The organism is Bifidobacterium sp. SO1 (assembly GCF_018555335.1).
GTDB classification, from domain to species: domain Bacteria; phylum Actinomycetota; class Actinomycetes; order Actinomycetales; family Bifidobacteriaceae; genus Bifidobacterium; species Bifidobacterium simiiventris.
Map to the genome: position 1 here is coordinate 1 of NZ_JAFEJR010000011.1, position 12,879 is coordinate 12,879.

The 12,879-nt window shown below is 64.3% G+C and carries 10 protein-coding genes; 7 read left to right on the plus strand and 3 right to left on the minus strand.

The features are described 5' to 3' along the window. Window positions 1–688: 688 nt before the first annotated feature. From JS541_RS09250 to JS541_RS09265, 4 genes are all read left to right on the plus strand, one after another. Window positions 689–1,708: a pyridoxal-phosphate dependent enzyme gene (locus JS541_RS09250; RefSeq protein WP_214374174.1), complete on the plus strand. Its 1,020-nt coding sequence runs from the start codon at window positions 689–691 to the stop codon at window positions 1,706–1,708. A 123-nt stretch (window positions 1,709–1,831) separates the two neighbouring features. Then, complete coding sequence (locus JS541_RS09255; protein ID WP_214374175.1) at window positions 1,832–3,013, plus strand: cystathionine gamma-synthase; 1,182 nt, start codon at window positions 1,832–1,834, stop codon at window positions 3,011–3,013. 143 nt (window positions 3,014–3,156) lie between these two features. After that, complete coding sequence (locus tag JS541_RS09260) at window positions 3,157–5,196, plus strand: RecQ family ATP-dependent DNA helicase (protein WP_214374176.1); 2,040 nt, start codon at window positions 3,157–3,159, stop codon at window positions 5,194–5,196. 206 nt (window positions 5,197–5,402) lie between these two features. Next, window positions 5,403–5,885, plus strand: a complete 483-nt coding sequence (locus JS541_RS09265; protein ID WP_214374177.1) for an S-ribosylhomocysteine lyase — start codon at window positions 5,403–5,405, stop codon at window positions 5,883–5,885. Between the two features lie 127 nt (window positions 5,886–6,012). Here the strand turns inward: JS541_RS09265 and JS541_RS09270 are convergent, their stop codons facing one another. Next, on the minus strand, window positions 6,013–6,753 hold the full coding sequence (locus JS541_RS09270; protein ID WP_214374178.1) for an FCD domain-containing protein: 741 nt from the start codon (window positions 6,751–6,753) through the stop codon (window positions 6,013–6,015). A 196-nt stretch (window positions 6,754–6,949) separates the two neighbouring features. Between JS541_RS09270 and JS541_RS09275 the strand changes: the two genes are divergently transcribed. Together JS541_RS09275 and gnd are read left to right on the plus strand one after the other, a co-directional pair. Continuing rightward, window positions 6,950–7,567 carry a gluconokinase gene (locus JS541_RS09275; protein ID WP_240539312.1) on the plus strand — a complete coding sequence of 206 codons (618 nt, stop codon included), beginning with the start codon at window positions 6,950–6,952 and terminating at the stop codon, window positions 7,565–7,567. Between the two features lie 54 nt (window positions 7,568–7,621). Beyond that, entirely contained in the window at window positions 7,622–8,515 is an 894-nt protein-coding gene (gene gnd, locus JS541_RS09280; RefSeq protein ID WP_214374179.1) for a phosphogluconate dehydrogenase (NAD(+)-dependent, decarboxylating), read from the plus strand. A gap of 367 nt (window positions 8,516–8,882) precedes the next feature. On the opposite strand, the gene JS541_RS09285 is transcribed toward gnd, so the two are convergent. Then, window positions 8,883–10,304: a carboxylesterase family protein gene (locus JS541_RS09285; RefSeq protein ID WP_214374180.1), complete on the minus strand. Its 1,422-nt coding sequence runs from the start codon at window positions 10,302–10,304 to the stop codon at window positions 8,883–8,885. Between the two features lie 320 nt (window positions 10,305–10,624). Between JS541_RS09285 and JS541_RS09290 the strand changes: the two genes are divergently transcribed. Next, window positions 10,625–11,617, plus strand: coding sequence for a substrate-binding domain-containing protein (locus JS541_RS09290; RefSeq protein ID WP_214374181.1), 993 nt, complete (start codon window positions 10,625–10,627; stop codon window positions 11,615–11,617). Window positions 11,618–11,622: 5 nt separating this feature from the next. Here JS541_RS09290 and JS541_RS09295 read toward each other — a convergent pair whose 3' ends face one another. Then, entirely contained in the window at window positions 11,623–12,666 is a 1,044-nt protein-coding gene (locus JS541_RS09295; RefSeq protein WP_214374182.1) for a substrate-binding domain-containing protein, read from the minus strand. Between the last annotated feature and the right edge of the window lie 213 nt (window positions 12,667–12,879).

A 12,879-nucleotide genomic window follows, 5' to 3' on the forward strand; every position in this document is an offset into this window, starting at 1 on the left:
ACGAGCCATCCGACGAGGCACGCGCTAACACGCCACGTCCGCTCCCACGCGTAGGTTTTCAAACAACACCACGCATGGTGCGAGCGTCAGCGTCGCCACTCAACCCATCAAACAACCAAACACGGTGGTTGTTGGATGTGGCGGCACTGACATGCCGCGACGCTCCCTCGGCTGAGGGAGCCGAGGCTCCGCCGGCATCATACGCGAATAGGGGCGGATTTGGCCGGCCGGCGCTGCTTGCGCATCGTTTATCAATGTCTTGCCAGCGCCATATGCACTTGGCCAGGATGATGGGCCGGTGTCAGGATATGAGATGGGCGACACGCTGGGGGTTGGGGTGGGTGGTATGGTGTTAGACATGACGAATCTCTTGTGTTGTTGTTGCCGCTAACCGTGCTGCCCACATCGGGCATTGGCAAGCGGTTGACAACGCATAACTTGAGATAAGGGTCATTCTTTTTCGATCATCCCACTTTGTTTGTGTATGGTAGTTTCGTACCATTATCGGTCTGTGATCGCAAACGGTATCGGTTCAAGACAGTATCAGCTCAACCGATCACACATGCCATCGAAAATCATCAATCCCGTTTCTCATACCTGCGGCGTTGGCCGATGAGCCAGAACCTCTCCTATCTCATCCATATCGCGAAAACCAGAACATTCCCCGCAGAAGAAACGAGAACCGACCATGACCGTCCACAACTCCATCGCCGAAACCATCGGCAACACCCCGCTCGTCAAACTCAACCACGTCGCCAACGACATCAAGGCCACCATCGCCGTCAAAGTCGAATATCTCAACCCCGGCGGCTCGTCCAAGGACCGCATCGCCGAACGCATCATCGACGCGGCCGAACGTTCCGGCCAACTCAAGCCCGGCGGCGTGATCGTCGAACCGACCTCCGGCAACACCGGCGTCGGCCTCGCGCTCGTCGCCCAGCAGCGCGGCTACCGCACCATCTTCACCCTGCCCGACAAAGTCAGCGAATCCAAACGCGCCGTGCTGCGCGCGTACGGTGCGGAAATCGTCGTCACCCCCACCGACGCCGGCCCCGACGACCCGCGGTCCTACTACCAGGTCGCCGAACGGCTCGCCAACACCATCCCCGGCGCGTTCCGCCCCAACCAGTACGACAATCCGAACGGGCCGGCCAGCCACTACGCCACCACCGGCCCGGAAATCTGGCAGGCCACCGACCACCAGGTCACGCACTTCGTGGCCGGCATCGGCACCGGCGGCACGATCTCCGGCACCGGCCGCTACCTCAAGGACGCGTCGAACGGCGCGGTCACGGTCGTCGGCGCCGATCCGGAAGGCTCGATCTACTCCGCCGGCGGCGACATGAGCGCTGTCCACCAGTACGACATCGAAGGCGTCGGCGAGGACTTCTATCCGAAGGCGTTCGACCGGACCATCACCGACGACATCGTCAAGGTCAACGACCACGACGCGTTCCTCATGACGCGCCGGCTCGCGGGGGAGGAAGGGTTGCTCGTCGGCGGATCGTCCGGCATGGCGGTCGCCGCAGCCGTGCGATACGCGCGTGAACGGCAGCTCGACGAGAACCAGCTCGTTGTCGTGCTCGCGCCCGACTCCGGCCGCAGCTACCTGGAGAAGATCTTCAACGACGACTGGATGCGCGACCACGGCTACGGCGACATCGTCGAGGCGACCAGCCGGCCCGCGCTCGCCGCGCAATACCTGTGAGCGGGCGAACCGTCAGCTCGACCCCACACATAACGCGCTATCGGCAACTCCGATAGCCACGCCACCACACAAACCGAATCACACCATTACCCTCGCAAGAGGGACATTCGAAAGGAACCGACCATGACCATCTCCACCAACGCCGCCGCACTTGCCGCATCCCAGCTCGCCACTCGCGCCATCCACGCCGGCCAGGAACCCGATCCGACCACCGGCGCGGTCGTCACGCCGATCTACGCCACCTCCACGTTCAAGCAGGACGGCGTCGGCGGACTGCGCCACGGCTACGACTACAGCCGCTCCATCAACCCGACCCGCAACAGCTTCGACGCGCAGCTCGCCTCCGTCGAAGGCGCGAAATACGCGCTCTCGTTCTCCTCCGGCCTCGCTGCGATCGACGTGTTGCTGCGCTCGACCATCAAGCCCGGTGACAACATCCTGCTCGGCAACGACGTGTACGGCGGCACCTACCGACTGCTGTCGAAGGTGTTCGTGCCGTGGGGCGTGGGCCTCGACGTGGTCGACATCACCGATCTGGACGCGGTGGCTGCGGCGTTCAAGACCAAGCCCTACGCGTACATCTGGGTGGAGACGCCGTCGAACCCGCTGCTCAACATCACCGACATCAAGGCCGTGGCGGCGCTTGCGCACGAGCATGGCGTCAAGGTCGCGGTCGACAACACGTTCGCCTCGCCGGTGCTGCAGCACCCGCTCGCGGAAGGTGCAGATGTGGTTGTGTATTCGACCACCAAGTACATCGGCGGGCACTCCGACGTGGTCGGCGGCGCGGTGGTGCTCAACGACGAGGAAACGCGCGACGAGGTGGCGTTCCTGCAGAACGCTGCCGGCGCGGTGCCTTCGCCGTTCGACTCGTGGCTGGAGATCCGCGGACTCAAGACCCTTGACCTGCGTGTCAAGCAGCATAGTCGCAATGCGCTGAAGATCGCGCAGTGGCTTGAAGGCCATTCTGAGGTGGAACGCGTGTGGTACCCGGGCCTCGAATCGCATCCGGGCCACGAGATCGCGGCACGCCAGATGCACGGTGGATTCGGCGGCATGATCTCCGTGCAGATCAAGGCTGGATTCGAGGCGGCCAAGCGCTTCGCCGGTGCGACGCAGGTGTTCACGCTCGCCGAATCGCTTGGCGGTGTCGAATCGCTGATCGAGCACCCGGGTGCGATGACCCACGCCTCCGTGGCGGGCACTACGCTCGAGGTGCCGGCGAACCTGATCCGCCTGTCGGTCGGCGTCGAGGATGCCGACGACCTGATCGCCGACCTCGATCAGGCGTTCAAGGCGATCTGACGTCGGTCCTTGTATCGGCCCCGAGTCTCCCGACCGTTCCCCTTGCGACGACGGCCGGGAGACTTTTCGCATAGTGCCATCATGGCTTGTGCGCCAGCCCGCGACATGCCCGGATCGCCCGCCATCGCCTACACTTGGGAGGCATGACAGACAACGCGGCGGCGCTGGGGGCGCTCAAACAGTATTTCGGCTACGATTCGTTCCGGCCCGGCCAATCCGGCCTGGTCGAGGCGATCCTCGCCGGACGCGACGTGCTCGGCGTGATGCCCACGGGCGCGGGCAAATCCGTGTGCTACCAGATTCCGGCCACGCTCCTGCCCGGCATCACCGTGGTCATTTCGCCCCTGATCTCCCTCATGCGCGATCAGGTCGACGCCCTGACCGACGCCGGCATCCCCGCCGCGTTCATCAACACCACGCAAAGCCCCGACGAGCAGGGCATGGTGCTCGCGCAGGCCGCCCGCGGCGACGTGAAGCTCCTCTACGTCGCCCCGGAACGCCTCGACACCGATCGGTTCCGGGATTTCGCCGCCCGTACGCCCGTCAGCCTCATCGCCGTGGACGAGGCTCACTGCGTCTCCCAATGGGGCCAGGACTTCCGTTCTTCATACCTTGGCATCGGCGAATTCATCGCCAATCTGCCCGCCCGCCCGGTCGTCGCCGCGTTCACCGCCACCGCCACCGAACGCGTGCGCCGCGACATCGTCGGCATGCTGGGATTGCGCAATCCGCAGGTCACCGTCACCGGTTTCGACCGCGAGAACCTGTATTTCGACGTGATCCGCATGGACACCAAGCGCAAGGCCGCATGGGTGGCAAGCTACATCGCCTCGCACCCGGACGAATCCGGCATCGTGTACTGCGCCACGCGCAAGACGACCGAGGAGCTGGCCGCCGCAATCAACCGGGCCGTGCCGGCGTTGCGCGCGGCGGGAGATGCGGCCGGCGGCGTGGCGGATGGTCTCGACAGCCTCGGCCCGGTCGCTGTCGCCTACCACGGCGGCATGCCGGCCGACGTACGCAACCAGGCCCAACGCGACTTCGTCACTGACCGCATCCCCGTGGTCGTGGCCACCAACGCGTTCGGCATGGGCATCGACAAGTCGAACGTACGCTACGTGATCCATCACAACATGCCCGAATCGATCGAAGCCTATTACCAGGAGGCCGGCCGCGCGGGCCGTGACGGCGAACCGAGCCGCTGCACGCTGCTGTGGAACGAATCGGACATCGTCACCCGCCGCCGTCTGCTCGACAGCGACTATGAGAACGATCGCATGACGCCCGAGGAGCAGGAGATCAACCGCGCCAACAAACGTCGTCTGCTCGACGCCATGATCGGATACTGCCGCACCACGGACTGCCTGCACACGTACATGACCCGCTATTTCGGCGAAACCGCACCGGCCGGCAGTGGCACCGGCGACGCGAACGGCAACGGAGATGCCGCGAAATGCAAGGGCGGCTGCACGAACTGCGACAGCACGTTCGAGACGCTGGACGTGACCGACATCGCGCGCGCGATCAGCCGGTGCGTGCACGACGTGATGTACGACTACGACGATCGGAACCAGCCGACGCGCACGCCGATGCGGCAGGGGCTTGGCTCGGGAAAAATCGTCGCCGTGCTGCGCGGTTCGCGTGCCCAGGACGTGCTTGCCCGCGGACTGGACCGATGCCCGAGCTACGGAAGACTGGAGCAGACGCCCGAAGCGCGCGTTCGCGATGTGCTCAGTCAGATGACGACCGACGGATTCCTGTTCGTGTCCGAAGGGCGACTGCCGATCGTCGGATTCGGCAAGCGGGCCGCGGAAACGGTCGCGCCGGACTTCCACTACGAGATCAAACGCGTGGAACGGGCGGCATCGAGCCGTTCCGGCGCCGCGAGCAGTGGCCGGTTCGGCGCCGCGACCGTCGCGTCCGGCCCGGCGCTCGGCTCGTTCGAGCCGGTCAGCGAGGCCGACGAGGCGCTGTTCCAGCGGCTGCGCGCCCTGCGTCGCGACATCGCGCAGGAGATCGGCAAGCCGCCGTACATCGTGTTCTCCGACAAGACCCTGCGCGACATGGCCCGCGTCAAACCGACCACCGACGAGCGGTTCCTCGGGGTCAACGGCGTGGGCGAAAGCAAGCTCAAGCAATACGGCGAACGGTTCATGGAGGCGATCGCCGGGTTCGGCGACTAGCGTCGCGCGCTGGTTATGCGGGGACGATGATCCCGGACGCTGCGTGACGTGGCCCCTCCGACAGAGGAACGACGTGCCGGCGAGCAGCGCGGAAGCGTCCTCGCTTATAAGCAGCGTCTATAGCGATTTTGCCGATCCGCCCCATGAACGCCGTCGATGGTGGAACAATAGGAGACGGACATCATCCTCAAGACAAGGAGTCTGAAATGGCCGACAAGCCAGTCGTCGAAAGCTTCCAACTCGATCACACGAAGGTCAAGGCCCCGTACGTGCGCTACATCGATACGCAGACCGGCCCGAACGGCGACGTGATCTCGAACTACGACCTGCGTCTCGTCCAGCCGAACGAGAACGCGATCCCGACTGCCGGCCTGCACACGATCGAGCACACGATCGCCGTGCTGCTGCGCGAACGCATCCCCGGCTACATCGACTGCTCGCCGTTCGGTTGCCGCACCGGCTTCCATCTGCTGACCTGGGGCACGCATTCGACCGAGGACGTGGCGAAGGCGCTCAAGGAATCACTCGAGTTCATCGCCTACCAGGCCACGTGGGACGACGTGCCGGCCACGACGATCGAAAGCTGCGGCAACTACCGCGACCACAGCCTGTTCACCGCGAAGGAATGGGCGAAGGACATCCTCGCCAAGGGCATCAGCTCCGATCCGTTCGAGCGCAAGGTCGTCTGATCTGAACCGATGGCCGGTTCGGTTCCCGACCGTCGGGAGTCCGGCATGACGACGCCCGGCGTTCCGTCCGTTGCGATGGAAGCCGGGCGTCGTCATGCCGGTTGCGGGCTGCGTGTGCGGCGGGATCTCAGCGTTCGTCGGCCGTGGCGAGGCGCACGATGGCGGCCTCGGATTCGTCCACGATGCGTCGCATCGCCGTCTCGGCGGCCTCGCCGTCGCCTTTGCGGATCAGCGCGGCGATCTCGGCGTGCAAATTCAGCGCGGTCTGGTCCGCGGTCTGCGGCATCAGCTCGTGCTGCGTGCGTCCCCTCAGCGTCGAGGCGATCACGTCGCCCAGCTCGGCGAACATGCGGTTGCCGGACGCCTGCAGCAGCGTGCGGTGAAAGCGCATGTCGGCGTCCAGATAATCCGGGCCGTTGGCATGATTCGAATGCGACACCATGCCGATGGCGGCCTCGGTCAGCGCCGCCCACTGGTCGGGCGTGGCGGCGCTCGCCGCGAGTCGCGCGGCCATCGGTTCCACCGCGGCGCGCAGCTGGGAGAGCTCGTGCAACGCGTCGAGCCGATGGGCGCCGCGCAGTCGCCATCCGATGACCTGCGGGTCGAACATGTTCCATTGCTCGATCGGGTTGACGGTGGCGCCGGTCTTGCGTTTGACGCTCACCAGCCCCATTGATTCCAGCACCCTCGTGGCTTCGCGCGTCACGGTGCGCGACGGCGGCGTGTCGCCGTCCATGGCGGGGTCGGGCAAGCGTTCTCCGACGGCGATGTCGCCGCTTACCACGGCCATGCCCCATTCCTCAAGCAGGCGGTCGTGCAGCGGACGGTCCGCGTTGCGTCCGCTGTCGTTGGTCGTATTGACAGTCATACCGTCAAGTATCGCACATACAAAAGCAACGTAGGTCATTCGTATTGGCATACGTAATGGGTGAGTCGCATATATTTCGTATTGCGTATTCCAAATGATGTGATATAGTATGAAAAGGCATACGAAATGTACGTCGATAAATAAAACGTCATGCAAAACAGCGCGTGGTTGCGCGATCATATCAAGGGAGCGTCAGATGACGAATACCGAGATTTCGGCTCAGACCCAGGATGTCGCGTCGCGGTCCGCACAGTCGGACGAGCGGCCTGATCTCATTTCGGCCAACACCATTCCGGAAGGCTACTTCGCGCACACCAAACCCATCGCCATCATCATGGGCGTGTGCGGCTGCGGCAAGACAACCGTCGCCGAGCACGTGTCCGCCAAACTCGGCGTCAAATACGCCGAAGCCGACGATTTCCACCCCAAGGCCAACATCGAGAAGATGGCCGCCGGCCACCCGCTGACCGACGAGGACCGCTGGCCGTGGCTCGACGCGCTCGCCGCATGGATCGACCAGCGCGTGGCCGCGGGCGAGCCGGCCGTCGTCACCTGCTCCGCGCTCAAGAAGGTGTACCGCGACAAGCTGCGCAGGCCGGGCGTGGTGTTCGTGTACATGAAGGGAACCTACGACGAGGTGCTGGCGCGCATGTCGCACCGCCAGGGCCATTTCATGAAGACCAGCATGCTCCAGTCCCAGTTCGACATCCTCGAGGAGCCGGGTTCGGACGAGGTACACGTCGACGTCGAGATCGGCCACGGCACCACGCCCGACCAGGAGGCCGCGGCGGTCGTCGCCGCGCTCGGACTGTAAATCTCACCCAACCAATTCACCCATCACATATTCACCAAGGAAGGTGCAACCATCATGCAAATGGGAATGATCGGACTCGGCCGCATGGGCGGCAACATGGTCAAGCGGCTGCGCGAAGGCGGCCATGAGATCGTCGGCTTCGACATGAACCCCGACTCCGGCCGCGACGTCGACTCGCTCGAGGCGCTCGTCGGCGCGCTCAGGACCCCGCGCGTCGTGTGGGTCATGGTGCCGGCCGGCGTGCCCACCGAATCCACGAGCGCCAAGCTCGGCGAGCTGCTCGAGCCGGGCGACATCGTTGTGGACGGTGGTAACTCCAAGTACACCGAGGACCGCGAACATGCGTCCGTGCTGTCCGAACGTGGCATCGGCTTTCTCGACTGCGGCGTCTCCGGCGGCGTGTGGGGCGCGGAACGCGGCTATGCGCTCATGGTCGGCGGCTCGGCCGAGGACTACGCCACCGTGCTGCCGATCTTCGAGACGTTGAAGCCGGAAGGCGAGTACGGTCTCGTGCACGCAGGCCCGGTCGGAGGCGGCCATTTCGCCAAGATGGTGCACAACGGCATCGAATATGGCATGATGCAGGCGTTCGGCGAGGGCTTCGCCACGATGATGCGCAGCGAATACGTGACCGACCCGGCCAAGACGATGGCCTCGTGGCGCTCCGGCTCGGTCGTCGCCAGCTGGCTGCTCGACCTGTTCGAGAACGCGACCAAGGACGATCCGACGCTGCACAACGTGCCGCCGGTCGCCAACGAGTCCGGCGAGGCCAAGTGGATGGTCGAGGCGGCGCTCGAACTCGGCGTGCCCACGCCGACCACCGCCGCGGCCCTGTGGCAGCGCCAGGATTCGCGCGGCGCGGCCGACGACATCCTGCGCGTCGTGACGGCCCTCAGGGCCCAGTTCGGCGGCCACGTCACCAAGGTCGACGAGATCGCGACCCACTGAGCGGGTTGCGATCTCGTCGGTGCCGCTGTCTGGCGGGCCGGATTCGTCGAGGATGTCACGAGTTCTAGCCGAATCCGAGCCGGCATACTGAAGCGTCCGAAATCTCCTCGGATCGGCGGCTGCTGGAGAAAAACGGACGCCTGCGGCCTTCGCGGCGTCCGTTTTCCTCCAGGAAGATGACACTGCTCATGGAAAGCGGACGCTGATGGCCGTTGCCGCGTCCGGATTCCATCAGGAAGGCGATGCTGCTGGTGGAATCCGGACGCAGTGACGTGCCCGCGGCGCTGCTCGGGCATAGATGGTCGTGCGGAGTGTGACCGTTGCAACAGGCACAACGGTCACACCCCGCATTCGTTTTGGCCGGCGATCAACCGGCCAGAGACTCCATGCCGGATTCGCGGCCGAATCGCATGGCCTGCGGATGCGACGGATCGAACGCATCCCAGCGGGGGAGCGGCGTGCCGTCGTACCCGCTGCCGTTCGGGTCGCCGGTGCGGATGAAGTTCGCCCAGTAGTCGCACATGGCGGCGGACAGGTCGTAATGCCAGCCGGAGAACGGACGCCAGCAGGTGTGCAGCGTGTTGAACGTGAACCACAGGTCGGAAGAGTGGAACGCGCCGGCGTCGTCACCGGGCATCTGCACGTCGAACCGGTAGAAGAACGGTTTCGGGTCGCCGGCTTCGATCCATGCGTTCGCCAGCCTGATATTGCCCAGCTCGCCTTCGGGCACCGGCGTGCCGTTCGGTCCGGGGACGGTGAACTCGCCGGTGGTGTTGCCGATCAGCAGCTTGCGACGATGATGGCGCTCGCTGTGCGGATGAAGCAGGGCGTCACCATACTGGTCGGTGAGGAACCGACCGTCGACGCAGGGGATCCAGTTGACCAGCATCGGCCAGTCGCCTTCGCGGCCGGAGTCCGGTGGTACCGGGAATGCACAGGCCGCGTCGAGCAGTTCGGCGGCGGGGATCGATCGGGCCTCGTCGATCGACGAGACGCCGAGCGAAGCGAGGAACCGTTCGCCGTTGCGTTGCGATTCCGCCAGCGACCACAGGTGCTCGTTGAAGACGCCGAGCCCGCCGCCGGACTGCATGATCGCGCGCTGGAACAGGCCGTCTGACGATGCGGACGCGCATTGGGCGAGTACGCTGGCCGAACCGGCCGACTGGCCGGCGACGGTGATGGTGCCGGGGTCGCCGCCGAACGCCTCGATGTTGTTCTTGACCCAAGCGATGGCCGCCTGCTGGTCGAGCATGCCGAAGTTCGCGGTCGGTTCGGTGGGATGCCGCAGACCGGGGTGCGTGAAGAAGCCGAACACGTTGAGACGATAGGATACAGTCACCACGACGATGCCGCGGCGTGCGAACGACGCTCCGTCGAACTCCTTCTCCGAAGCGGTGCCGCACTGGTAGGCGCCGCCGTAGATCCACACCAGCACCGGCAATCGCGGGTTGTCTGCGCCGAGGAATCCGACCTCGTCGCCGGAACCTCGCAGCGCGGGCGTCCAAATGTTCAGGTAGAGCGAGTCCTCGGAGCGCGGTGTCGCGGGATCGACGCCCCACTCCCTGCCATAGAACTCGTCCGGGCCGCTCATCGGCTGCATGCTGATCGGCGAGAAATCATGCGCTTTGAGCACGCCGTCCCACGGCCGAAGCGGCTGCGGGGCGCGCCAGCGCAGCTCGCCGACCGGGGGAGCGGCGAACGGCACGCCCCTGAATGCGGTAATGTTCGGATCCTCGAGGGCAAGGCCCTCGATGGCCCCGTATCGGGTGATGACTTGTCGTGCTACCATCTTGCTCCTTTGCCTGATGACGATGGGCGGCGAACCGGACGGTCGGGCTCCGGGGGACTCCGTCGTCGGCGGTTCGCGCCCCGGATGAATGCCGGATGACGGCCGCTGATATAAAATTTTCTTTTAAATTTAGAAAAATATCGACATGAGTAATGCTATCAGTTGGGGAACCTGTGTCAAGAATGATGTCTATCAGCATGTATTGCTGGAATATGAAGGATTGCCTGACTGATTGCGAGGTTTCGCTATACTGAAACAAGAACGAAAATTTTCTATTAACTGAGGTGGTTATGACAGGCAATGCAGAGCGAAAAGTCACGTTGGCTGAGATCGCCCAGCGATCGGGCGTGTCGATCGCCGCGGTGTCCAAGGTGGTCAACGGACGTGACGGCGTATCGGACGCCACTCGGCAGAACGTCGAGAAGGTGCTGGAACAGGTCGGGTATCGCCGCAAGAGGCAGCTTGACGCGAAGATGTCGTCCACCGTCGAACTGATCTTGCCGTATGGGGATGGCAACGGCTTGGTCGAGTTCCTGCGGGGAGCGACCTCGCAGGCCAAAGCGATGGGCGCCGGCGTGACGGTCAGTGAAACAAAGCCTGGAGCAGACCGCTATGAGCTGTTCCTGCAGATCCTGCGTCGCAACCCGCTGGGCGTGATCGTCGACCTTCCCGATGTCACCGACAAGGAACGCAAGCTGTTCCGATCCCGGTGGATCCCGTTCGTGATCGTCGACATGAATCGTGGCTCCAGCGAGGAGACGCTTTCCATAGGCGTCGACAATTGGACCGGCGGATTGATCGCCGGCCGGCATCTTGTCGGGTTGGGGCACCGGCGCATCGCGGTCGTGTCGGGGCCCGATGATTCCGAATCGTCGGCTGCGCGTATGGCGGGGCTTGGCATGGCGCTGCGTGAGGCTGGTCTTCAGCTCGATCCGGCATTGGTCGCGACGGGCGACTTCATGTCGGAGGCCGGATTCGATGCCGCCATGCGTTTCCTGCGGATGCCAGAGCCGCCGACCGCCATCTTCGGGTTCAACGATCTGACGGCCATCGGCATCCTGCATGCGGCGGCCCGCCTTCGGGTGCTGGTGCCCGAGGAGCTTTCGGTTATCGGCTTCGACGATGTGTTTCCAGTAGCGGGTATGGGGCTGACCACGGTGCACCAGCCGTTTCTCGGCGTCGCGCAGGAATCGGTCAAGATGATCATGAACGCCAAGGCCCAGCAGGACGAGGGGCGGCGCATATCGGAACGCCGCATCGTCATGACGCCAAGGCTCGAGGTGCGCCAGACCACCGGCGCACCCCAGGCCTGATCGGATCATTCGTCGGGCGATGGCGCGGTGCTGCCTCTGACGATCAGCGTGGTGGGCAGCGTCAGATTGGTCATCAGCGTGTCACGTTCGTCCCAGCGCAGCAGCAGGTCGACCGCCTCCGACGACATCTCGCGAATGGGCTGGCGCACCGTGGTCAGCGGCGGCCCCATATAGGCCGAGGTCTGCACGTCGTCGAATCCGATGACCGACAGGTCGTCGGGGATGCGCAGGTTGAACGTGTGGGCGGCGTCGTAGATGCCCATGGCCTCCAGGTCGTTGCCGGCGACGATGGCGGTGGGGCGCGGCGTGCGGGCGAGCAGCTTCGCCGCCAGCTCGCGTCCACATGTCGTGGTGAAGTCGCCTTCCAGAATCATCGATTCGTCGACGGACAGCCCGCGTTCCGCCATGGCGGCCAGATGCCCCGCCAGTCGCGCCTGTGAGCACAGCATGGATGAGGGGCCGGTGATGACCCCGATGTTCGTGTGGCCGAGATCCAGCAGATGCCGGGTGCCTGCCAACCCGCCGCTCCAGTTGTCGGCGCGGATGGATGCCGAGCCCGGGTCGGGATCTCCCGAGGGGTCGAGCAGCATGTAGGGGATGTTTCGGGCGGCCAGTCGTTGCGCCGCGTCTTCGGCGAGATCGCTCAGCACCAGGATCACGCCGATCGGATTGCGCTCCACACATGCATCCACCCAGAATGAGGGGTCGTCGCTGACGCCTCGGGTCTCCGTGATCACCACGCCGAGGCGATGGCTGCGGGCGGCCCGTTCCACGCCGATGATGACTTCCAGTCCCCAGACGTTGTCGAGCCGCTCCAGCACCACGTCGATCAGCGGCGATGTCGAGGACCTGCTTTTCGCGTAGTTCATCGCGTCCAGCGCGGCCTGCACGCGGTTTCTGGTGGCGTCGGCCACGTCGGGTTTCCCGTTGATCACTTTGGACACCGTGGCCACGGAGACGTCCAGCTGGCTGGCGATTTCGGTCAGCGTCGGGCGTCTTCTCGACCGGGACTGGCTTGCCGATGGTCTGATGCGCGTGGATTGTGGCATGTGGGCACCTCCTCGTTGAGATGAAATTTTCGAAAAAACTTCTAAAAATGATTGTACACAAGAGTCGTTGTTTATGATGCCTGTGATGGCAATCTCGATGCGTGTGTATGACTGTAAACGGCTTACTTTCAATGTTTTAGCATAAGAGATTCTCTCGAAAAAAGTTTCGAGAACGGTGTTTTGCGGTTGTTTGACGAATGCATATGCCGAGTT

What these genes read in the sequence shown, in the direction of transcription:
- JS541_RS09250 (WP_214374174.1), top strand. Translation starts at nt 689, where the DNA reads ATGACCGTCCACAACTCCATCGCCGAAACCATCGGCAACACCCCGCTC.
- JS541_RS09255 (WP_214374175.1), top strand. Translation starts at nt 1,832, where the DNA reads ATGACCATCTCCACCAACGCCGCCGCACTTGCCGCATCCCAGCTCGCC.
- JS541_RS09260 (WP_214374176.1), top strand. Translation starts at nt 3,157, where the DNA reads ATGACAGACAACGCGGCGGCGCTGGGGGCGCTCAAACAGTATTTCGGC.
- JS541_RS09265 (WP_214374177.1), top strand. Translation starts at nt 5,403, where the DNA reads ATGGCCGACAAGCCAGTCGTCGAAAGCTTCCAACTCGATCACACGAAG.
- JS541_RS09270 (WP_214374178.1), bottom strand. Translation starts at nt 6,753, where the DNA reads ATGACTGTCAATACGACCAACGACAGCGGACGCAACGCGGACCGTCCG.
- JS541_RS09275 (WP_240539312.1), top strand. Translation starts at nt 6,950, where the DNA reads ATGACGAATACCGAGATTTCGGCTCAGACCCAGGATGTCGCGTCGCGG.
- gnd (WP_214374179.1), top strand. Translation starts at nt 7,622, where the DNA reads ATGCAAATGGGAATGATCGGACTCGGCCGCATGGGCGGCAACATGGTC.
- JS541_RS09285 (WP_214374180.1), bottom strand. Translation starts at nt 10,304, where the DNA reads ATGGTAGCACGACAAGTCATCACCCGATACGGGGCCATCGAGGGCCTT.
- JS541_RS09295 (WP_214374182.1), bottom strand. Translation starts at nt 12,666, where the DNA reads ATGCCACAATCCACGCGCATCAGACCATCGGCAAGCCAGTCCCGGTCG.